Annotated in this window: 23 protein-coding genes; 6 read left to right on the top strand and 17 right to left on the bottom strand. The window is 70.2% G+C overall.

From position 1 onward, the window contains the following. Nucleotides 1-100: 100 nt before the first annotated feature. Entirely contained in the window at nucleotides 101-622 is a 522-nt protein-coding gene (locus AC1RN5_RS11460) for a TIGR02281 family clan AA aspartic protease (protein ID WP_493041269.1), read from the top strand. Here AC1RN5_RS11460 and dusA read toward each other — a convergent pair. From dusA to AC1RN5_RS11500, 8 genes are all read right to left on the bottom strand, one after another. Then, nucleotides 566-1,585 (bottom strand): tRNA dihydrouridine(20/20a) synthase DusA, encoded by a 1,020-nt coding sequence (dusA, locus tag AC1RN5_RS11465; RefSeq protein ID WP_493041270.1) that lies wholly within the window; start codon nucleotides 1,583-1,585, stop codon nucleotides 566-568. The two genes, AC1RN5_RS11460 and dusA, sit on opposite strands and share 57 nt — an antisense overlap. Nucleotides 1,586-1,667: 82 nt before the next feature. Next, nucleotides 1,668-3,443, bottom strand: a complete 1,776-nt coding sequence (locus AC1RN5_RS11470) for an aspartyl protease family protein (protein ID WP_493041271.1) — start codon at nucleotides 3,441-3,443, stop codon at nucleotides 1,668-1,670. Nucleotides 3,444-3,505: 62 nt separating this feature from the next. Next, a complete protein-coding gene (locus AC1RN5_RS11475; protein ID WP_493041272.1) occupies nucleotides 3,506-4,576 on the bottom strand; it encodes an alkene reductase in 1,071 nt (356 codons plus the stop codon). A 111-nt stretch (nucleotides 4,577-4,687) separates the two neighbouring features. Continuing rightward, entirely contained in the window at nucleotides 4,688-5,662 is a 975-nt protein-coding gene (locus tag AC1RN5_RS11480) for a TerC family protein (protein ID WP_493041273.1), read from the bottom strand. Between the two features lie 176 nt (nucleotides 5,663-5,838). Beyond that, a complete protein-coding gene (locus tag AC1RN5_RS11485) occupies nucleotides 5,839-6,030 on the bottom strand; it encodes a hypothetical protein (protein WP_493041274.1) in 192 nt (63 codons plus the stop codon). Further along, entirely contained in the window at nucleotides 6,027-6,494 is a 468-nt protein-coding gene (locus AC1RN5_RS11490; protein ID WP_493041275.1) for a tellurite resistance TerB family protein, read from the bottom strand. Before AC1RN5_RS11490 ends, AC1RN5_RS11485 begins: the two co-directional genes overlap by 4 nt. 216 nt (nucleotides 6,495-6,710) lie before the next feature. Next, nucleotides 6,711-7,193: an SRPBCC family protein gene (locus AC1RN5_RS11495; RefSeq protein ID WP_493041276.1), complete on the bottom strand. Its 483-nt coding sequence runs from the start codon at nucleotides 7,191-7,193 to the stop codon at nucleotides 6,711-6,713. Next, on the bottom strand, nucleotides 7,190-7,513 hold the full coding sequence (locus tag AC1RN5_RS11500; RefSeq protein WP_493041277.1) for an ArsR/SmtB family transcription factor: 324 nt from the start codon (nucleotides 7,511-7,513) through the stop codon (nucleotides 7,190-7,192). Before AC1RN5_RS11500 ends, AC1RN5_RS11495 begins: the two co-directional genes overlap by 4 nt. A 219-nt stretch (nucleotides 7,514-7,732) precedes the next feature. Here AC1RN5_RS11500 and AC1RN5_RS11505 point away from each other — a divergent pair, with 219 nt between their 5' ends. Continuing rightward, nucleotides 7,733-8,881, top strand: a complete 1,149-nt coding sequence (locus AC1RN5_RS11505) for a pyridoxal phosphate-dependent aminotransferase (protein WP_493041278.1) — start codon at nucleotides 7,733-7,735, stop codon at nucleotides 8,879-8,881. Here the strand turns inward: AC1RN5_RS11505 and AC1RN5_RS11510 are convergent. The 9 genes from AC1RN5_RS11510 to AC1RN5_RS11550 all read right to left on the bottom strand — a co-directional run bounded on the left by AC1RN5_RS11510 (nucleotide 8,878) and on the right by AC1RN5_RS11550 (nucleotide 15,846). Continuing rightward, the gene (locus AC1RN5_RS11510; protein ID WP_493041279.1) at nucleotides 8,878-9,489 is read right to left on the bottom strand and encodes a TetR/AcrR family transcriptional regulator; all 612 of its coding nucleotides are present in this window, start codon (nucleotides 9,487-9,489) and stop codon (nucleotides 8,878-8,880) included. The genes AC1RN5_RS11505 and AC1RN5_RS11510 overlap by 4 nt on opposite strands. 2 nt (nucleotides 9,490-9,491) lie before the next feature. Continuing rightward, nucleotides 9,492-9,914 (bottom strand): ester cyclase, encoded by a 423-nt coding sequence (locus AC1RN5_RS11515; RefSeq protein ID WP_493041280.1) that lies wholly within the window; start codon nucleotides 9,912-9,914, stop codon nucleotides 9,492-9,494. Nucleotides 9,915-10,039: 125 nt separating this feature from the next. After that, on the bottom strand, nucleotides 10,040-11,062 hold the full coding sequence (locus AC1RN5_RS11520; protein WP_493041281.1) for a fatty acid desaturase: 1,023 nt from the start codon (nucleotides 11,060-11,062) through the stop codon (nucleotides 10,040-10,042). A gap of 244 nt (nucleotides 11,063-11,306) precedes the next feature. Next, nucleotides 11,307-12,512 carry an acyl-CoA dehydrogenase family protein gene (locus AC1RN5_RS11525; RefSeq protein ID WP_493041282.1) on the bottom strand — a complete coding sequence of 402 codons (1,206 nt, stop codon included), beginning with the start codon at nucleotides 12,510-12,512 and terminating at the stop codon, nucleotides 11,307-11,309. A gap of 150 nt (nucleotides 12,513-12,662) precedes the next feature. Further along, nucleotides 12,663-13,175, bottom strand: a complete 513-nt coding sequence (locus tag AC1RN5_RS11530; protein ID WP_493041283.1) for a hypothetical protein — start codon at nucleotides 13,173-13,175, stop codon at nucleotides 12,663-12,665. Between the two features lie 339 nt (nucleotides 13,176-13,514). Beyond that, nucleotides 13,515-14,117 (bottom strand): carbonic anhydrase, encoded by a 603-nt coding sequence (locus AC1RN5_RS11535; RefSeq protein ID WP_493041284.1) that lies wholly within the window; start codon nucleotides 14,115-14,117, stop codon nucleotides 13,515-13,517. Between the two features lie 42 nt (nucleotides 14,118-14,159). Beyond that, nucleotides 14,160-14,555: a GFA family protein gene (locus tag AC1RN5_RS11540; protein ID WP_493041285.1), complete on the bottom strand. Its 396-nt coding sequence runs from the start codon at nucleotides 14,553-14,555 to the stop codon at nucleotides 14,160-14,162. Between the two features lie 51 nt (nucleotides 14,556-14,606). Continuing rightward, nucleotides 14,607-15,005, bottom strand: coding sequence for an MAPEG family protein (locus AC1RN5_RS11545; RefSeq protein ID WP_493041286.1), 399 nt, complete (start codon nucleotides 15,003-15,005; stop codon nucleotides 14,607-14,609). 70 nt (nucleotides 15,006-15,075) lie between these two features. Then, a complete protein-coding gene (locus AC1RN5_RS11550; protein ID WP_493041287.1) occupies nucleotides 15,076-15,846 on the bottom strand; it encodes a polysaccharide deacetylase family protein in 771 nt (256 codons plus the stop codon). 156 nt (nucleotides 15,847-16,002) lie between these two features. Between AC1RN5_RS11550 and AC1RN5_RS11555 the strand changes: the two genes are divergently transcribed. The 4 genes from AC1RN5_RS11555 (at nucleotide 16,003) to AC1RN5_RS11570 (ending at nucleotide 21,101) form a co-directional block, all read left to right on the top strand. Next, complete coding sequence (locus tag AC1RN5_RS11555; RefSeq protein WP_493041288.1) at nucleotides 16,003-16,551, top strand: RNA polymerase sigma factor; 549 nt, start codon at nucleotides 16,003-16,005, stop codon at nucleotides 16,549-16,551. Nucleotides 16,552-16,663: 112 nt separating this feature from the next. Then, entirely contained in the window at nucleotides 16,664-17,653 is a 990-nt protein-coding gene (locus AC1RN5_RS11560) for a FecR family protein (protein ID WP_493041289.1), read from the top strand. Further along, entirely contained in the window at nucleotides 17,589-20,096 is a 2,508-nt protein-coding gene (locus AC1RN5_RS11565) for a TonB-dependent receptor (protein WP_493041290.1), read from the top strand. Before AC1RN5_RS11560 ends, AC1RN5_RS11565 begins: the two co-directional genes overlap by 65 nt. A gap of 156 nt (nucleotides 20,097-20,252) precedes the next feature. Beyond that, on the top strand, nucleotides 20,253-21,101 hold the full coding sequence (locus AC1RN5_RS11570) for a glycosyltransferase family 2 protein (RefSeq protein WP_493041291.1): 849 nt from the start codon (nucleotides 20,253-20,255) through the stop codon (nucleotides 21,099-21,101). The last annotated feature ends 25 nt before the right edge of the window (nucleotides 21,102-21,126 follow it).

Below are 21,126 nucleotides of genomic sequence, written 5' to 3' on the forward strand. Positions count from 1 at the left end.
AAGCGTCCGGATTCACCGGTTGCAAACACCCGCCCTTGTAACCTGCCCGTTCAACAGGGCCGGGAACGGTCGCGAACGCCGGGTGGCGAGGGTGTCTGGTATGATCAAGTTGGCCGCCATGGCCCTGATCGGCGCGGTGTCGGCCGTGGGCGCGGCCCAGGCGGTGGTCAGTCTCGACCCGACGACCCGTTCCGACGGCCTGCGCGCCGCGGTCGCCTCGTTCAACCCGCAACCGCAGCCGGCGCCCGCCGTGGGCGGCGCGGCCTCCATCGCCAAGGCCAGCGACGGCCACTACTGGGCCCAGGCCGACGTCAACGGCTCCAGCGTCCGCTTCCTGGTGGACACCGGCGCCAGCGCCGTGGCGCTAACCGCCGCCGACGCCCAGCGACTGGGCTTCGATCCCGACAAGCTGAACTACGCCTACAAGGTGATGACCGCCAACGGCGAGGCCAAGGCCGCCGCCGTCAAGCTGGCCTCGGTCTCGGTGGCCGGCGCCAAGCTGGCCGATGTCGACGCCCTCGTCCTGGACAAGGGGCTCGACGCCTCCCTGCTGGGCATGACCTATCTAGGCCGCCTCTCCAGCTTCCAGGCGACCCGCACCGCGCTGATCCTTCAGCCCTGATACGGCCGCCAGGGCTGCATCGACCACACTGAGGTCCGCGCCCGGCTTCACGCTCTCGACGGTGAGAATCCGCCGCCAGGTCCGCGCCCCCGGCGCGCCGTGGAACAGGCCCAGCATGTGGCGGGTGATCGCCGCCAGGTGGACGCCGCGGGCCAGCTGGCCGGCGATATAGGGCTTGTAGAGCTCGACGGCCTCGAAGGGGTCGACGTCCGCCGCCGCTCCGAAGATCCGCCGGTCGGCCTGCCCCAGGATGCCGGGCGTATGATAGGCCGCCCGGCCCAGCATCACCCCGTCGGTATGGGCCAGTTGCGCCTGCGCCTCGTCCAGGGAGCCGATCCCGCCATTGATCTCGATGCTCAGGTCCGGCCGTTCCCGCTTCAGCCGGTGGACCAGGCCGTAGTCCAGGGGCGGCACGTCGCGGTTTTCCTTGGGCGACAGGCCCTTCAGCCAGGCCTTGCGGGCGTGGACGATGAAGGTGGTGACGCCGGCCTGGGCGCAGAGGTCCACCAGGGTGAACAGGCTCTCCTCCGGGTCCTGGTCGTCCACCCCGATGCGGCACTTCACCGTCGCCGGGATCGACACCGCCGCACCGATCGCCGCCATGCCCTGCGCCACCAGTTCCGGCTCGCGCATCAGGCAGGCGCCGAACCGGCCGCTCTGCACGCGGTCGGAGGGGCAGCCGACATTGAGGTTGATCTCGTCATAGCCGAGGTCGGCGCCGATGCGCGCCGCCGCCGCCAGGTCCGCCGGCTCCGAGCCCCCCAGCTGCAGGGCGACGGGATGCTCGACGTCATCGAACCCCAGCAGCCGCTCGCGGTCGCCGTGCAGCACCGCCCCGGTGGTGACCATCTCGGTATAGAGCAGGGCCTGCCGCGTCAGCACCCGGTGGAACGCCCGGCAGTGCCGGTCGGTCCAGTCCATCATGGGGGCCACGGACAGGCGGTGGGAGGACGAAGACGGCAAGGGGTGTCGGGCTCTGGGGTTGGGACGGCGCAGGCGGGCTCTTACGCGATCGCGACGGATTTTTCCCGGTTTTTCGGCGCCCTCAGCCGCCGGAGGCCACCACCGGATCGGTCAGGCCGTAGCGCTTGCCCGCCTTGGCGAGGTCCGGCGACAGGGCCAGGGCCGCGGCGATGTCGCCGGCGCCCGCCGCCGTCGCCCCGGCCTTCTGCTTGGCCAGGCCCCGGCCATAGAGCGACCAGGCCGACTTCGGCTGCAGCTTCAGCGCCGCGTCATAGTCGGCGATGGCCTCCTGCAACTCGCCGCGCCGCAGATGCACCAGGCCGCGGCTGTCGAGCACCGCGGAGTTGCGCAGGCCCTGCTTGATCGCCGCGTTGCAGTCGCTCAGGGCCAGGTCCAGCTGCCGGCCCCACAGGGCGCGGGTCCAGCAGCGGGCGTTATAGGCCTCCGCCAGCCGGTCGTGCTTGGGCAGGGCCGCGGCGATCCAGGCGTCGAGGTGGACCAGGGCGGGCTCGAACATGTCGGCGCGTTGATAGACGCCGGCCACCCGCAGGCGGATGGCGTCCTTCGGGGCGGCCTTGGCGGCGGCCTCCAGGTCGGCCCGGGCCCGCTCGGTGTCGCCGCTCGCCAGCAGCAGCTCGCCCCGCAGCACCCGGCTTGGTCCGTCCTCGGGCTTCAGCTTCAGGGCCTGGTCCAGGTCGCCCATGGCCGGGATCGGCTGCTGGGCGCCCAATCGGGCGACGGCGCGGTCGTAGTAGTGCTGCGCCACCGTCGGCTCCAGCTTGATGGCCGCCGTCAGGTCGGCGATCGCGGCGGGGAAGTCGCGCCGCGCGCTGTAGGCGGCCGCGCGGCGGCCGAGCTCGGCGGCGTCGGCGGGGGCGGGGTCCCCGGCCTTGGCCGATGGGGCCGCCGCCGCGGCGACCACCGGCGTCTCCCGGTCCAGCTTGAACACCGGACCGCCGTTGTAGGTGAAGTAGAGCCGCCGGCGGGTCCGCGAGATGTAGATGCGGTGGGAGAGGAAGAAGTCGGCCCCGATCAGCATGTCGGCGCCGTCCAGGGTGATGTCGCCGACCCGCAGCCGCGTGTTGTTGACCTGCTCCTGCCCGATCGCGAAGCTGTCCACCGGAGAGATCCAGGATTCCACCCCCCGCCGTCCCAGGCCGTAGCCGATCCCCGCCCCGCGCACCGCCTCGTCGTCCCGCGAAATCCCCACCCGCTCGGCCGCCGAGAGCTTGAGGACGGAGGTGGAGGCCCCGGTGTCGAACAACACCCGGATCGGCTTGCCGTTGACGCTGGCCGAGGCTGTGATGTGCGGCTCGGCCAGGGTCGTGGGCGCGAGGACCAGGGCCGAGGCCACCTTGCCGCCGGCCCAATAGGCCAGGTTGGCCTTGTCGGGGCAGTCCTTGGGCTTGAACAGCCGGATGACCCCGTTGGCCAGGTCATATTCCACGTCGGCGGCGCCCAGGATGTTCTGGCCCAGCAGGCCAGCGGCCTCGTCGGACACCTCGCGGCCGCCCACCAGGAAGTCGACATTCTTCAAGGGCACGTCGGCCAGGGTGAAATCCTTGGCCGTGTAGATCTGGACCGAGGCGGCGCCGTTGACGCCGCGCACCAGCAGGCCGGGCGGCGTCGTGCCGCGCTTCAGGCCGAACCGCGCCGCGGCGCTCTCGCTCATCAGGCTGTAGAAGGCCCCGCTGTCGGCCAGGAACAGGGCGTCCTGGCCGTTGACCTTGGCCGGCACCATGGGCCGCAGCCCGCTCATCTTGACCGGCAGCTCTGCGATCTTCATCAGCGAACAGCCCGGCGCGGCCTGCGCGCCCGTCCCCACGCCCCAGAGGGCCACCGCAAGCAGCAAGATCACTCTACCCATGGCGGCAGAGTAGACCGAAGCTTCGCCACACGGGAAGCCCCCGGAACGGCGCCTCAGCCGACGGGGGCCAGCTCCGCCAGGGACGGGTAGTCGGTATAGCCCTCCGCGCCGGGCGAATAGAAGGTCTCGGGGATCCACTTGTTCAGGGGCGCGTCGATGCGCAGGCGTTCCACCAGGTCGGGATTGGCCAGATAGGCCTTGCCCCAGGCCACGGCGTCGGCCCAGCCGGCGTCCAGGGCCGCCTGGGCGCTCTGCTTGGTGAACTTCTCGTTGGCGATATAGACCCCGCCGAAGGCCTTCTTGAGTTGCGGCCCCAGGCTGTCGGGGCCCTCGGCCTCGCGGGCGCAGAGGAAGGCCAGCTTGCGCTTGCCCAGCTCCGTGGCGACGTGGGTGAAGGTGGCCGCCAGGTCGCTGTCGCCGACGCTGTGGGCGTCGCCGCGCGGCGCCAGGTGCATGCCCACGCGATCGGCGCCCCAGACGGAGATGGCCGCGTCGGCGCAGTCCAGCATGAGGCGCGCCCGGTTCTCGATGGAGCCGCCGTACTGGTCGGTGCGCTGGTTGGCGCTGTCCTGCAGGAACTGGTCGAGCAGGTAGCCATTGGCGCCGTGCAGCTCCACCCCGTCGAAGCCGGCCTTCTGGGCGTTCTGGGCGCCCAGGCGGAAGGCCTCCACCACGTCCTGGACCTCTCGGGTCTCCAGGGCGCGCGGGGTCGGATAGGGCCGCTCGGGACGGAGCAGGCTGACATGGCCCTTGGCGGCGATGGCGCTGGGACCGACCGGGGCGCGGCCGTCGAGGAAGATCGGATCGGAGATGCGGCCGACGTGCCAGATCTGCATGAAGATGCGGCCGCCGGCCGCCTTCACCCGGGCGGTGACCTGCTTCCAGCCTTCCGTCTGCTCATCGGACCAGATTCCCGGCACGCCGGCGTAGCCCACCCCCATGGGATCGACCGGCACACCCTCGGAGATGATCAGGCCGGCGGTGGCGCGCTGCTCGTAATAGGTCGCCATCAGGGCGTTGGGGATGCGGCTGTCGCCCGCCCGGCTGCGGGTCAGGGGCGCCATGATCACCCGGTTGGGCAGGGTCAGGTCGCCGATGACGAGCGGATCGAAGAGCGAGGGCATGGGCGGTCCTTGGACTGGGCGCGCCGGTCCAGCGCCGGGCGTCCCCGCACATAGGGGGGCCGACGCGGTCTGCCCAGGGGACGAGGCCGCTTTCGCCGCGCGCCCCTCGCATCAGCCGGCGGCCGCCGGCCGCCGGGTGCGCCAGACGGAGTAGCCGATCCCCCCCGCCAGCAGGGCGGCGGTGACCCCCAGGGACACCGGCGCCGGGAACTTCTCCCAGCCCATGGCCTCGGCCACGAAGACCTTGCCGCCGATGAACACCAGCAACGCCGCCAGGGCCTGCTTCAGATAGGCGAAGCGATCCACCACCGCGGCCAGGGCGAAGTAGAGCGCCCGCAGGCCCAGGATGGCGAAGATGTTGGAGGTGTAGACGAGGTAGGGGTCGGTGGTGATGGCGAAGATCGCCGGCACGGAGTCGACGGCGAAGATCAGGTCCGCCAGTTCGATGATCACCAGCACCATCAGCATCGGGGTGGCGAACAGCACCTGCCGCCCGCCCGGCCCCGGCTCGCGCACCATGAAACGTGAGCCACGGAAGCCGTCGGTCAGCCGCAGATGGGAGGCGGCCCAGCGATAGACGACATTGTCGCGCGGATCCTTGGCCTCTCCCTTGGCCAGGAACATCTTGGCGCCCATCAGGATCAGGAAGCCCGCGAACACCAGCAGGGCCCAGTCGAACCGCGCCACCAGGGCCGCGCCGAACCCGATCATCAGGCCCCGCAGCAGGATCACCCCCAGCACGCCCCAGAACAGCACCCGATGCTGGTAGGCCGTGGGCACGGCGAAGGCGGCGAAGATGCTGGCGATGACGAACACATTGTCCAGGGCCAGGCTCTTCTCCACGAGGAAGCCGGTCAGGTATTCGACCCCGGCCTGGGCCCCCAGTTCGCCCCAGACCCAGACCCCGAAGCCCAGGCCCATCAAGAGGTAGCCTGCCGACAGGGCGAGGCTCTCGCGCACCCCGATGGTCCTCTGCTTCCGGTGCAGCACCCCCAGGTCCAGCACCAGCAGGATAATCACCACGGCGGCGAAGATCAGCCACATCCAGAGTGGCTTGCCCAGCAAGGGCGAGAGAAGTGTGTCCAAGATCTTGTTCCCCGAAACAGGGGCGCGCATCACGCCCCGGGGCGGTCCGACATCACGATCAGCACGATCGTCAGAGGGGCCCGGTCCGCTGAAGGATTGATGGGTCGCCGGCGCGCGTCGCCACGCGCCGGCGAAAGGAAATCAGGTCGGCCCGCGGTGGCCCTAGCCCGTCCGCCTCAGACGCGGATGTCCAGGGTGTGGCCGGTGGCCCGGCGCGGCGCCAGGTTGGAGGCCACCGGCGCGGGCCCCTCCACCGGCCGATCGGTGGGGGAGCTGGCGTGGGAGGCCGCCAGGGTGCTGGCCTGGGCCAGGACCAGGGGCTCAAGCCGCCGCCAGGTCACCGGAGTCGCGGAGGCCGAGACTCTCATCGCCGGCCCCTGGCGGCCACCAGGTCGAAGGCGTCGGCCTCCAGGTCCAGGAGATCGCAGATCCGCAGGATCGCCGCCCGCTCCTCGGCGTCGAAGCCCCCGTCGGCGGCGGCGATCGAGCACGCCGCGGCCACCAGCAGGTAGGCGGGACCGGGCCGCCCGCGCAGCCGCAGGATCGCCGCCTCGGCCACCGCCTCGCCGTCGTCGGGGTCTTTGTCGAAGCGATCGATCAGGGCCTCGAAGGCCTGCACCGCCTCATCCACCCCGAACAATCCGAGGGCCGGAAGGCCCTGGACCCGGGCCACCAGGCGCCGCCGCTCCTCGGCGGTCACCCAGCCGTCGGCATGGGCCACGAGGGCGCAGGCCCCCACCAGGGCGTCCAGTTGCAGCTTGTCGCCGGGGGTCCAGGCCTCGGTCTTCAGGCTGGCGCTCGTGGGCCGCCTGTTGGAGAGTTTGTGGGACATGTCGCATACCTCCTCTGTTGGGAGGATGCGCCCGGCGCCGGGGGCTGGAGATGGACCCGGCATCGGGCGCACCCGATGCGGTCCGACATCACGATCACGGCGATCGTCAGAGGGGCCCGGCCCGCCCCACCGATATGGGGCGGACCGCGACGGCCTCAAGACCGCGAGCGATAATTTCGCCGCATGGCCATGATCAGATTCGCAAGTCGGCGCCCGTCAGCCGCCGCCGATCCGCGAGGCGAGGTCGGCGACCAGATCCTCCAGCTGATCCAGGCCGGAATTGGTCCCCGCCTCGAACCCGCCGCCGATATGCATCTTCGCCATCTCGTCGCTGGCGAACACCGTGTGCATCGTCAGCCTGGTCTTCCCGCCCTCCAGCTCGTCGAAGGTGACGGTGACCACCATCATCTTCTCGAAGTTGAAGCCGTTGTCGTAGACGATCTTCCTGTCCGGAACGATCTCCAGATAGGTCCCGCCGAAGGGCTCGTTCTGAACCCCACTGGGGCCGGTCATGGCGAACTTGAACATGCCCCCGACCCGGAAGTCGATCTCGGCCAGGGTCACGGGCCAACCCACGGGACCGAACCACTTCATGATGTGCTCGGGCCGGGAATAGGCCTCGAACAGCAGGGACGCCGGGACGTCGATGACGCGGGTGAGGGTCAGTTCGCGCGCGGCGGCGGGTTCGGATTGGCTCATGACGGCTCTCCCTTGGCCTGCAGGCCCTTCACATAGACTTCGAGCTGGTCGAGGCTCTCGTCCCAGAACCGGCGGTAGTCGCCGATCCAGCGGGCGGCCTCGGCCAGGGGCTTGGCGTTCAGCCGCACCGGCCGGAACTGGGCGTTGCGGCCCCGCGAGACGAGACCCGCGCCCTCCAGGACCTTGAGATGCTTGGAGATGGTCGGCTGCGCCAGGCCGAAGGGCGCGACGAGCTCGTTCACCGTCGCCTCCCCGTCCGCCAGCCGCGCCAGGATCGCCCGCCGCGTCGGATCGGCGAGCGCGCCGAACACGAGATCCATCTGGGCCGCCTGCATATATCGCCATCTCTCTATATTGCCGACCAGCTATAAACTGATGACCGGAGAGGTCAAGGGCGCCGCACCCTCCCCTTCACGGGCAGGGAGAAGCTCAACAAACGTGCAGTCGCGCCCTTCCCTCCTCAGGCGCCTCTCAGGCCGTTGCCGGCGCCGGGCTCGCGCCTAAGCTCCCACCAGGGCTACGCCTTGGGGGACTTCCACATGACCGCGCGCACCGAGCTTTCCGACGAGGCCCTCTCCGACCTCACCAGCCGCGGCTATTCGCGGCGCAGCATCGGCAAGGTGCTGAGCCTGTTCGCCGCCGCCCCGGCTCTCGGCTCGGCCCTCGCCGCGCCCGCCGTCGCCCAGGAGGCCAAGGGCATGGTGATGATCGGCGCCAACGAGTGCTGGACCGGCCCGCTCGCGCCCGGCGCGGCGGCGGCGGCGGCGGCCATCGCCACCGGCAACCGCTACACCGGCGCCCAGCGCGACGCCTTCGCCAAGGCGGTGGCCTCGGTGGAGGGCGTGCCCCCCGGCCACGTCATGGCCTGGCCGGGCTCCAGCGATCCCATGGCCCGGATCATCGTCACCTATTGCTCGCCGACCCGGGGCCTGGTGACCGCCGACCCCACCTTCGAGCTGGCCGAAAGCGTCGCCCGCTACATGGGGGTGAAGGTGGCCAAGGTCCCGCTGAAGGCCGACTACGGCCACGACGTGAGGGCCATGCTGGCCGCCGACCCCAACGCGGGCGTCTACTACATCTGCACCCCCAACAATCCGAGCGCGACCACCACCAGCCTGCCCGACGTGGAGTGGCTGATCGCCAACAAGCCGGCCGGCTCCGTCGTCCTGCTGGACGAGGCCTATATCCACTTCTCGGAGGCCAGGCCCGGCGCCTATCTGGCGGCCCAGGACAAGGAGGTGATCGTCCTTCGCACCTTCTCCAAGCTGTTCGGCATGGCCGGCATGCGGCTGGGGGCGACCATCGCGCGGCCCGACCTGATGGCCAAGACCCTGCGCTATGACGGGCTGATGGCCAGCTACGCCCTGCCCAACCCCTCCCTGGTCTGCGGCACGGCCAGCCTCACCGAGGCCAAGCTGATCAAGGCCCGGCGCGACGAGATGATCGCCGTGCGCTCCAAGACCCTGGCCCTGCTGGACAAGCGCGGGATCGAGCATCTGCCCGCCGACGCCAACTTCTTCATGGTGGACTGGAAGAAGCCGGCCAAGGAGGTCCAGGCCGCCTTCGCCAAGGAGAATATCGCCATCGGCCGCTCCTGGCCCATCTGGCCCACCCGCTCGCGCATCACCGTCGGCTCCGCCGCCGAGATGGCCGCCTTCGACGCCGCGGTGGTGAAGCTGAACCTCTAGGCGTCCCTCCGCCGCGCCGCGGACACCAGGGCCTCGATGGCCCAGGACTTCACGGCCTGGGCCTCGGCGTCGTCGACCCGCAGGACGTCCTTGAACACCACCATGGCCTCGGTGCCGACGATGAGGGCGAGCGCCGCCTCCAGCCGGGCCAGGGCCACAGGGTCGAACTGATCCCGGGCCGGCGCCAGGGCGGCCTGGATCAGGGGGGTGCGGCGGTTCTGGCGGGCGGGGGTGTCGGCGTCTTCCGCCTTCAGGGACTGCTCCAGGGCGTTGATCAGCATCATCCGCAGCGGCCCCTCATTGGCCGCCATCATCTGGTGCAGAGCCTGGTTGACCCGCTCGACGCGGGCGACGGGCCCCTCCCCCTCCGCGCCCTGGAACAGGACCTCCGGCTCGGGGGTGACGACGTCGAGGGACGCCTCCACCAGCAGGGCCTCCACCCCGGGGAAATAGCGGTAGGCCGTGGCCCGCGAGACCTGGGCCTCGGCGGCGATCTCCTCCAGGTCGGGCTTGCGGCCGGCCGCCATCAGGCGGGCGGCCGCCTGCAGCAGGTCCTTGCGGGTGCGGTTGCGCTGGTTGGGGCGGCCGGTCTTGACGGGGACGGCCATGCTCAGTCCTGCGGCAGCTGCTGGAGGATGGCGCCCATGTCGAGCCACGCGTTCTCGCGCTTGATGTCGCCGCTCCCGGCGAACTCGATCACGTGCAGCAGGCGGAAGGCCAGGGGCCGGCCGCGCCCCTCCAGGCCGAAGGGCCGCCCCACCGCGCGTCCGGACCAAAGGGATTCGTCCACCAGGAAGTCCTCTCCGTAAAGCCGCTTGAGGACCTTGACCTGACCGTCGGCCAGGTCGCCGAACAGGCCCTCATAGAAGGGCCGCGCCCCCTCCGGCCCGTGGGTCGGGCCGGTCGGGGAGCCGACGATGTCGTGCTCGACGTCGGACGCCAGGGTGGAGAGCACCCCCTCCACGTCGTCGGCCGCCTCGAAGGCGAAGTGTTCGTCGATCTTCCGATCCATCTCCTGACGGGTCAGCGCCATCTCTCGTGCTCCTTGCTTGCGATGTCGCGGCGACCCTTAATGAGACTCTCGTCTCATTGCAAGATTACAATCTCGAAAGCCGGCGCGAAGAGGTCGGCGCCGTCCGCTCAGCAGGGCGCGATGGATTAGGCGGCGCGCGCGGCGCGGTCGGCGCGGGCCAGTTGACGGAAGGAGATCAGCCGCTCGCTGGTCTCGTCCCACAGCGACAGGGGGATGGCCCGCAGGCTCTGGGGCACGCTCAGGCGGCTGACCGCGCTGAGCTCCGGATGGTCCCGTAGCACGGCGGGCAGCCGGTAGAACGGAATGCGGCTGGCGATATGGTGCACGTGATGCACCCCGATATTGGCGGTCATCCAGCGCAGGGGCGCGGGCAGGTGATAGTGCGAGGCGCCCCTCAGCGCCGCCTCGGTCAGGTCCCAGTCGCCGCGGCGGGCCCAGTAGGTGCCCTCGAACTGGTGCTGCACATAGAACAGCCACACCCCGATGGAGGCGGCGATCACCAGGGTGGGCAGGTTCACCAGCAGCAGGGCCTGCCAGCCGGCCAGCAGACCCACCACCAGCAGGAAGGCGGCGATTGCCAGGTTGGTGCCCATGGCGCTGAGCCAGGGCCGCCAGCCGCCCTTCATCAGGCCGCTGGGCAGGCGCTGCTCCAGCAGGAAGACATAGGCCGGCCCGACCCCGAACAGCACCACCGGGTGGCGATAGAGGCGATAGCCCAGCCGGCGCCAGAATGGCAGGGCGCGGTACTCGGCCACGGTCAGGGTCAAGATATCCCCCAGGCCCCGGCGGTCGAGGTCGCCGGAGGTGGCGTGGTGGATGGCGTGGGTCTGACGCCAGCAGTCGTAGGGGGTCACGGTCAGCACCCCGATCACCCGGCCGATCCAGTCGTTGGCCGCCCGGTTTCGGAAGAAGGACCGGTGGCTGCAGTCATGCTGCACCATGAACAGCCGCACCAGGAACGCCGCCGCCGGGGCGGCCAGCAACAGGGCCAGCCACCAGAGCCCGAAGGCCGCCGCCACCCAGGCGCCGCCCCAGATCGCCGCCAGGGGCACGGCGCTCAGGAGGATTTCGAGGATGGAGCGGGCTGCGCTGGGCTGCTGGTAGGCCGCCAGGCGCTTGCGCCAAGGGCGCGTGTCGGGGGTCGGCAAGGGGTGCGATCTCGCAATGTATGAGCCCCGACATAGCACGCCGATTAAGTCGGAATGACGAACGACCTCGTGATCAGGCGCCGTCCGCCGCCGCGCGCATCGCCACCAGGTCCAGCTTCGTCATCTGCAGCATGGCCTGGGTGGCCCGCTGCGCCCGGCCGGGATCGGGATCGCCGAGCAGGGCGTGCAGCTCCGCCTTGGGGGCCTTTCCCCAAGGCGAACCGAATTCCCCGCGCGAAAATCGTCAGGTCGACTGGGTGGTGTCGGGCAGGTTGAGGATGCGCTTGGAGATGATGTTGTTCTGGATCTCGAAGGAGCCGCCATAGATCGACATGGCCTTGCCCGACAGCCAGCCGCGCACGGTCTCGATCTCCTCGCTGGTGAAGTCGTCGCCGGCCCAGCCGAGGCCCTGGTGGCCCATGATCTCCAGGGTCAGCTCGGCCCGCGTCTGGGAGACCGCGGTGGCGGAGTTCTTCAGCACCGAGGCGCCGTTGGTGGCTCCCGAGGCCTCCTTGGACTCCGCCATCACCCGGGCCAGGGTCAGGCCGTGGATCTTGGTGTCCATCAGGTGGCGGGTCAGGCGGGTGCGCAGGTCGCTGTCGGCCAGGCGGCCTGCGGCGTCGACGCCGACATAGCGCTTGGCGATGTCCTGCAGGGGCGTGGCCCGGCCGCCGTTGGAGGCGCCGGTCTGGCTGGCCCGCTCGTGCTGCAGCAGACGCTTGCCCACGGTCCAGCCGCCGTTCAGCGGCCCCAGCAGCCCGTCCTTCTCGGCTCGCGCGTCGGTGAAAAAGGTCTCGCAGAAGGGCGAGGCCCCGGCGATCAGGGCGATGGGCCGCGGATCAATGGCCTTCTGGTGCATGTCGATCAGCATGAAGCTGATCCCCTCATGCTTCTTGGCCGAGAAGTCGGTGCGCACCAGGGCGCCGCACCAGTCGGAGTACTGGGCCCCGCTCGTCCACGTCTTCTGGCCGTTGATGACGTAGTGGTCGCCGACGTCCTCGCACTTCATCTGCAGGGAGGCCAGATCCGACCCGGCGCCGGGCTCGGAATAGCCGACGCACCACTGGACCTCTCCGCGCACGATGGGCGGGATGTGCTGCTTCTTCTGGGCCTCCGTGCCGTAGTCCAGGATCGTCGGGCCGATCATGGTCACGCCCATGCCGAACATCAGCGGGTTGAAGGCGCCGATCTTGCCCATCTCCTGGGTCAGGACCCGGGCCTGCTGGGGCGTCAGACCGCCGCCGCCGTATTCCACCGGCCAGGTGGGCGTGGCCCAACCCTTCAGGCCGATGGCCTTACGCCAAGCCTTGAGTTCGGCGTTGGTGGTGGTCACCTCGGTCGCCGCAAGAAAGGCCTTGCCCTTCAGCGAGGCGGGGAAGTTGGCCTCCAGCCAGGCGCGCGCCTGGCCGCGGAATTCCTCGAGCTCAAGGTCGCTTCCGAAATCGGCCATGTCGGTTCCTCCCGCGGGTCTCAGTTGACCCCAGTCTAAGCCTCGTGGCGCACAGGCCAAGTGTGACGTGGCGGCAGGCGCGCGCCCAAACGAAAACCGCCGGCGCTGAAGGACAGCGCCGGCGGTTCGAAGGCTTGGAGGTGTCTGGTCCTAACGCGAGGCGACCTGGGTCGGACGCTCGGCCTGGGCCAGCTGGCGCAGCTGGAACTTCGCCGAGCGCACCGCGCCGGAGACGCAGGCGCGATAGTCGGGGGCCGAGTCGTTGGTGGCCTTGCAGACGGTGTCGGCCGCGGCGTTGATGTCGGCCTCGATCTGGGCGGGCGAGCGGCCCACCAGGGCGACGCGGACGCTGGCGACGGCGGCGCGGCCGTCTTCCAGCTTGGCGGTGCGGGTCGGGGTCTCGGCCGCAGCGCGCTTGCGGGTGATGGCGTTGAACTGGGCGTTGGCCTTGCGCATCGAGGTCGTCACGCAGTCGCCGGCGGTCTCGCCGCACACCGTGGCGGCGGCGTCGCGGATCTCGGCGCGGACCTGGGCGTCGGTCTTGCCCACCAGCGAGATGCGGACGGTCTGGACGTCCACATGCGAGGCGTCGGCGGCCAGGGCGGGGGAGATGCCGAAGGCGGAGACGGTGGCGGCGAGGGCGAGAGCGGCGAACTTGTTCATGAGAATTCTTCCCGACTGAATTTGTGTTTTGTTTAGGTTGAAACTTGCGAGGCGGGTTTTCTCACCTCGGACTTAAAGTCGAGTTCATCTTCACGGTGAATAAGGGCTTAATTGTATCTGTATTTCGTTATACTCTAATTAGACTTTGGACAGCGGCGGAATTGACCTGAGGTCGCTCAGGACGAGGCGGGCTGAGCTCCGACGTCCTTAATCCTGCCCCAGGCGTGAAGGCGCCCGCCGGCCATCGGCGCGATGATGTCAGGAATGGGCGGGCGCGGGCGGATCGGCCTGCTCGGCCCCGCCCAGCTGGAATTGGCCGACGCGGCGCCTAGGCCGCCGCTAGTCTTCGCAGTGATCGCCCACCGACACATTGAGGTCGGTCAACAGGCCGTTTTCCAGGGAATAGACCAGGCCGTGCACGCACAGGCTCTGGCCGCGGGCCCAGGCGTCCTGGACGAAGACGTCGGTGGCCACGTTCTGGACCTGACGGATGACGTTCAGCTCGCACAGGCGGTCCAGCCGCGCCGTGCCGCCGACCAGGGCGTCCAGTTCGCAGCGGTGCTCCTCGTGGACTTCACGTATCGGGTGCAGCCAGTGGTCCACCAAGCCGCGCCTTTGACCGTCCACCGCCGCGGCCACGCCGCCGCAGCCATAGTGGCCCACCACCATGATGTGCTTGACCTTCAGCACATCGACCGCGAACTGCAGCACCGAGAGATAGTTGGCGTCCTGCGGCGGGGCGAGGTTGGCGACGTTGCGGTGGACGAAGAGTTCGCCGGGATCGAGATCGACGATCTCGTTGGCCGGGACCCGGCTGTCGGAACATCCGATCCACAGATAGTCCGGCGCCTGCTGGCCCTTGAGCCGCTTGAAGAAGCCCGGATCGGCCGCAACCTTGCGGGCGGCCCAAGCCTTGTTGTTCGCCTTCAGGTCATCGAGCATGGCCGCGCCATACCCCCGCGCGGCGAAGGCCGCAACCCCGACTCAGCCCCCCCGGGGTCCCGGCCAGACATCCCGCGCGCCCTCCGCCACCACCGACATCCCCACGCCTTCGCTGGCCCGCACCGGCAGGCCCGAGGGATCAAAGCCGTCCAGGCAGAAGACATTGACCTCGTAGAGGTCGGGCGCCGACCGCTTGCGGTGGAAGACGTAGATGCCGCAGGTCCGGCAGAAGTGGTGCCGCGCCCGGTGGGTGTTCCACTCATAGGCGCCGAGCTGGTCCTCGCCGGACAGGATCGTCAGGGCCTGCGCCGCGACACGCACCATCCGCGCGTTCTTCTTCACGCACAGGGAACAGTCGCAAGCCGTCAGGTGATCGATCTCCGCCTCGAGGACGAAGGTCACCGCGCCGCAATGGCAGGAACCGGGATGGCGGGTCATGCCGCCTTCTCGGCCGCGGCCGCCCGCCCCGTCAAGGGCGGGCGAGACCCGCTAGGTCGCCCAACCCACCAGGGCGGCGAACACCATCACCGTGCCCACCACGCCGACCGCCCAGGCCAGGGGCCGCACCATCGGCACGCCGAGCACGTAGAGGACCGCGTGCGCCACGCGCGAATAGAAGAACAGCTGGGCGCCCAGGATCGTGGTCCCGTTCGACACCCCGACCACCGCGGCGGTCAGGACCAGCGGCGCGAAGATCGTCAGCCCCTCGCGATGGTTGTCCACCACCCGCTTCATGCGGGCGTGGAAGCCACTGGGCGGCGGCAGGTCGTCGCGGGAATTGGAGAGCGGCACCGCCCCCTGGGCCCGGACGCCCGCCAGGGTCTGAATGAAGACCAGTACGAAAAGCAGGCCGACCGCATAGGTCAGCATCGTCAGTTCAACGCTCATGTCTCGCCCCCCGATTCCGGCTTCCTGTCGAAGCTTCACCTTGGAAGCTTCCGCTCCACGGCTCGGAGCGTCAACCTTCGACGATCGCCGGCGCCGCGTGGGCGGCGCCGGCCAGGATGTCCGGCAGGCTGCGCCAGGCCAGGTCGCCATTGGCCGCCGACCAGGCGAGGAACCGGTCCAGGAACCGCCAGGCCGCCTCGTCATGGTCGAGGTGGTGGGTCAGCAAACCGATGGGCGCCGACCACAGCCCCGCCTGCCGCCGCTCGACCAGCAGCTCGCGCAGGCGTTCGAGCACCCGGCCCTCCCCCCGGAACCGCGCCCCGCCCCGCCAGCGCAGCAGGTCCACATGGGCGTCGACTCGCGGAACCCTGGCCATCGGCGCGGTCTCGTCCCAGGCCGACCAGCCGAGATAGCCGCAATCGGCCAGGACGGCCGGCAGCTCGGGATGGATGTCGTTCCACGGCGGCACGAAGATCTGCGCCGCGCCCGGCAGGGCCGCCAGCTTCGTCCATCCCGCCCGCATCTGGGTGGCCACCCGGATCCGCATCCAGGCGTGCGGAAACTCCCCCGCGGCCGGGCCGTCGCGCCGGTTCTGATGATCGACCCCGTGCTGGACGACGGTGACCAGGGTCTCGCGCCTCAGCCGCGCGGCCAGGGCCGCCAGGTCTCCATCGGGGATGACCGCCAGGGCCAGGGGCGTGCGGTTGGCGTTGGCGATCGCCAGCAGCCGGTCGAGTTCGGGGGTCGGGGCCCGCGCGTCGTCATCGCGCCACCAGAGCGTCGGCTTGCGCCCGGCCTTTCGCCAGCGGCCCAATTCCTGTTGCAGCAGCATCCAGCGCATGTCGGTCCGAAACCATCTCCCCGACCTCGCCTCGCGATGTCGGCTCAAGGCAAAGACGTCGCCCGCCCCGCCATCCCTCACAGATCGCGGCCGATTGGCCGCAAGGCGTCTTGTCGCCCCGGACCGAACCATGCATCTGAAGCAGGATCATCGGCCATGCCGACCGTCTTGGGACAAATCCCGCTGGAAGACCCGAACGCGCCAGACCTCCTGACCGTCTACCTGGAGAAGCGGGCCAATCTGGTGCGCTTCTTCGCCGCGCGCCTCGGCTCCGCGGCCCTGGCCGAGGACCTGGCGCAGGACCTCTATCTGAAGGTGGCCGCCCTGGAGCCGGGCGAGCCCATCGCGAGCCCTTCGGCCATGCTGTTCCGCATGGGGTCCAACCTCATGCTCGACCGTCTGCGCAAGGAGCGCCGGACAGTGGTGCGCGACGACGCCTGGATCCGGGCGGGCCGGACCTCGATCGGCGGCGAGGACGTGGTGGACGAGCCCGCCGCCGACGAGGCGCTCGCCGCCCGCCAGCGGTTGGCCCAACTCGTCCGCGCCCTGGAGGAACTGCCCCCTCGGATGCGGCGCGCGTTCCAACTTCACAAGCTGGACGGGCTCAGCCAGTCTGACACCGCACGCGCCATGGGGATTTCCACCAGCGCGGTGGAAAAACACATCAGCGGGGCTCTCAAGGCCCTGCTCGCGAGACTGGGATGAGCGGAAAGATTCGCCTGATGCGCTTTTTTCGCCCGTTGAACGGGGGGCGACTCCCGCCGGTGACGTCAGGATGTCAGGAAGGCGGTTCTACCCGCAGAAGCTGTACGGATCGATGAACCAGTCGCCGCACGAGAATCTGGACGCCGTCCGCGACGCAGCCGCCGACTGGCTGATGCGCATGCGTCGGCCCGAGGTCGACGAGGCCGACTGGCTGGGCTTCGAAGCCTGGCTGGAGGCCTCGCCCGCCCATCCGGCCGCCTATGACGCCGTCCTGGCCCTCTGGGAAGACCTCGACGCCGCCGCGCCGGCCCTGAAGACCGCCCTCGATCCCGCCGGCCCGAGCGCCCGATCGCGACGTCCGCCCCCGCCCATGGGCCCGTCGCGGCGCTGGACCCTGGCCGCCGGCCTGGCCGCCGCGGCCCTGGTGGTGACCATCGTCCCCTGGCGCGACCTCACCACCCCCACCACCATCTACGCCACCGGCAAGGGCGAGCGCCGCACCATCCTCCTGGCCGACGGGACACGCATCGACCTGAACGCGGGCTCCCGGCTCAGCGTCAGGCTCGGCGCCCGCGAGCGGCGGGTGGTCATGGAGGACGCCGAGGCGGTGTTCGACGTGGCCAAGGATCCCCAGCGCCCCTTCCTGATCGCCAGCGGCGACCGGACGGTCCGGGTGGTGGGCACCCAGTTCGACGTCCGCCGGCGCGAGGGCCATCTGGCCGTCACCGTGGCCCGCGGCGTCGTGGAGGTTCGCCCCGCCGCCGACGCGGTCGGCGACACCGTCCGCCTGACTCCCGGCCGCCGGCTGGACCATGTGGAGGGCTCCGCCGAGTCCCAGGTCAGCGCCGCCGCCGCCGAGGAGGTGTTCAGCTGGCGCAGCGGACGCCTGATCTATCGCGACCGCCCATTGCGCGAGGTGGTGGCCGATCTCAACCGCTACGTCGCCACGCCGCTGAAGCTGGCCGACGAGCGCACCGCCCAGCTCAAGTTCTCCGGCGTCCTGATGGTCGACGACGAGGACAGGGTGGTGCAGCGTCTTGTCCTGCTCGCGCCCATCGCTTCCGTTCCAGCCAAAGACGTCATACTGCTTCGCGCGCAGTAACGCGGGTCTCTGGTCGGGGAAGTTCGTCATTTCGGGTCGACGTCGCGGAATTCGTTTCGCTCTGACGGGCCTCGTCCTCGCCTCCACCCTGGCGGCGGGGGCGGCCGAAGCCGCGCCGACGCGCTACCGACTCTCCATCGCCGCCAAGCCCGCCTCCGAGGCGCTCATCGACCTCGCGCTCCAGGCCGGGATCTCCATCGGCGGCGTCTCGGCCTGCGGCGGACACGCGCCGCGAATATCCGGACGGCTGACCCTGCGCGAAGCCCTGATCCGCCTCACCGCGGGCGGACACTGCAGCTTCGACATCATCGACGCCCAGACGGTGCGCATCCGCCCGGCGGTCACCCGGCCGGCGCGTGAGACTCCGCCGCCCCCCGCCCCGCCGATCCGCGCCGCGCAGGGCGCCCAGGTCTCCGAACTCCTGGTCACCGCCACCAAGCGGGCGGCGCCCCTCGATCGCCTGCCGGCCTCCCTCAGCCTGGTCTCAGCGGGTCAGCTCGAGACCACCGGCGCGATCGACGCGGCCGGCGCCATGCGGCAGGTGGCCGGGGTCACCATGACCAACCTGGGGGCCGGGCGGGACAAGATCCTGCTGCGGGGCCTCTCGGACGGGGCCTTCACCGGCCGCACGCGCTCCACGGTCGGCACCTTCCTCGACAACGTGCCGATCACCTACAACGCCCCGGACCCGGACCTGCGCCTTGCCGACGTCGAGGGCGTCGAGGTGCTGCGGGGGCCCCAGGGCGCGCTCTACGGCGCGGGCTCGCTCAGCGGCGTCTATCGCATCGTCACCCGCCAGCCGGAGCTGGACCGGTTCGAGGGCGGCCTCAGCCTGCTGGGCGCCTGGACCCAGTCCGGCTCCCCCAGCCGCGAGGCGGAGGGCGTGATCAACCTGCCGTTGGTCAAGGAGCGGCTGGCCCTGCGCGTCGTGGCCTATCACGAGCTCCAGGGCGGCTATCTGGACGACGTCAACCTGCGCCTGTCGAACGTGGACGAGACGCTGCGGGTCGGGGGCCGGGCGGCCCTGCGCGCCCAGGTCACCCCCGACTGGACGGTGACGGTGAGCGGCGCGATCCAGCAACTCGACTCCAACGACACCCAGTACACCACCCCGGGCATGGGCCTGCGCCGGGCCAACCGGGTTCGCGAGACCCACAAGAACGACTTCGGCGAGGCCGCCGTGCGCGTCACGGGCGCCGGCGCCTGGGGTCAGTTCGAGTCCTCCACCGCCTATGTGCGCCACAGCTTCTCCAGCCTCTACGACGCCTCGGCGGCCCTCTCCCTCTACGGCTCCAGCGCCACGGACCTGGGGGTCTTCGAGGAGGCCACCAAGATCGACATGCTGGTCGAGGACGCGGTCCTCACCTCCCCCGACGAAGGGCGGTTGCGGTGGCTCGCGGGCGCCTACGCCGCCTGGAGCCTGGAACGGAGCCCTTCGGTCCTGCAGGTGCGGGGCGCCACCGGGCCGCCTCGGCCCATCTATCTGGAAAGGCGAACCGACCGCGTCACCACCCTGGCTGTCTACGGCCAGGCCTCGCTGGCGCTTGGCGGCGGCTGGACGGTGGCGGCCGGGGCGCGGGTGTTCGACATCGACCTGCGCACCAGCTCCAACGTGCAGTCGCCCCTGGTGGGTCAGACCCGGGCCTTCACCCGCAAGGACCAGTTCCGCGGCTGGTCACCGCAGGTCACCCTGCAATACGACCTGCCGTCCGGCGGACTGCTCTACGCCCTGATGTCGGAGGGCAACCGCGCGGGCGGCTTCAACTCCGGCGGCATCACCGCCCCGTCGCCATCGCGGCGGACCTACCAGCCCGATCGACTGCAGAACTTCGAGGCCGGCGCCAAGCTGCGCCTGCTGGATCGCCGCCTCGATGTGCGATCGGCGGTGTTCTACGATCTCTGGAGCGACATCCAGACCGACCAGTACCTGGGCTCGGGCCTGCCCTTCACCGCCAATGTCGGGGATGGCCGCAACATCGGCCTGGAGATCGAAGCGACCCTGAAGGTCACCCCGCGCCTCACGGTCCTGGCCAACGCCCTGCTGAACGCGCCCAAGGTGACACGGGTCAATCGCGCCTTCGCCACCCGGGTCCAGGACCGGCTTCCCGGGGTTCCCGACGCCTCCATCGGCGCCCTGGCGCTCTATGAGCGGCCGCTGCGCGGTGGCCTGTCCCTCCTGCTCACCGGCGAGGGCGGCTATGTCGGCCGTTCGCGCCTGACCTTCGACCCGGCCCTGTCGCCGGTCATGGGGGGCTACTTCACCGGCAGGGTCTCGATCCAGCTCAAGGGTCGCGATTGGCGGATCGCGGCCTTCGTCAGTAATCCCAACAACACCGAGGGCGACACCTTCGCCTACGGCAATCCTTTCAGCTTCGGGCAGGTTCGCCAGGTCACGCCGCAGAGGCCGCGGACCCTCAGCATCCTCCTTTCAAAGAGTTTCTGACCCCTCCCATCGCCGGGGGTGAGGGCGTTCGTTGCTGGCGTCGTCATGCCTAGGACAAGGGGTGTTGGAACCGCCTGCGCAGCCCTCCCCAAGGGACCGCCCAAGCGCCATCCCCCGTCTCGTTTTCTGTCACGCCGGGGGGCGGAGAGGTTCGTGATGACCAGACTGTCGGCGCTGGTGTGCGTCCACGATGAAGAGGCGCGGCTCGCCGATTGCCTCGGTCGGCTGGGCTTCTGCGACGAGATCGTCGTGGTGGCCGACCGTTGCTCCGACCGGTCCGAAGCGATCGCCCTGGAATACGGCGCGCGCCTGGTGAGCGGCAGTTTCCCCCTCGAGGGGCCCCGCAAGGAGGCCGGCGTCGCGGCCTGCTCGGGCCAGTGGATCATCGAGATCGACGCCGACGAATGGGTGAGCCCTCAGCTGGCGCAGGAGATTCGCGCCAGCGTGGAGACCATCGTCGCCGGCGACTACTTCCAGATCCCGGTGGACAACTATGTCGGCCATCGCCTGGTGCGTCAGGGCTGGGGCGGGTCCTTCGGCACCTCCTCGGTCGCGCGGCTCTATCGGAACGGCGTCAAGCACTGGAAGAGCCAGCGGGTCCATCCCGGCGTCACCTTCACCGGCACGCTCGCCGGGTCGCTGAAGACCCCGATCAAGCACGTGGTGGACGACGACATCGGCGACATGATCGATCGCCTGAACCGCTACACCGCGCTGCGCGCCCAGGACCTGGCCGATCTGGGCGAGCCCGGCGGCGTCGGCGACAACGTGTTCCGAGGCTTCCGGCGCTTCTACAAGTGCTACATCTCCCGAAAGGGCTATCGCGAGGGCGAACTCGGCTTCCTGATCGCCCTGATGGCGGGGGTCTATCCCGTGCTGTCCTGCCTGCGGGCGCGCGAGATTCTCGCCGTCCGCGCCCTGGCTGGCGACGATTCCCTGGTGGAGCTGCGCCCCGGCGACCTGCGCCGCGCCGTGCCCAGGGCCCAGCACGAAGCCGCGGCCTAGGCTGGCGGCGTGCTAGACTGAACCC

The organism is Phenylobacterium sp. GW821-FHT12F10, from assembly GCF_058806695.1.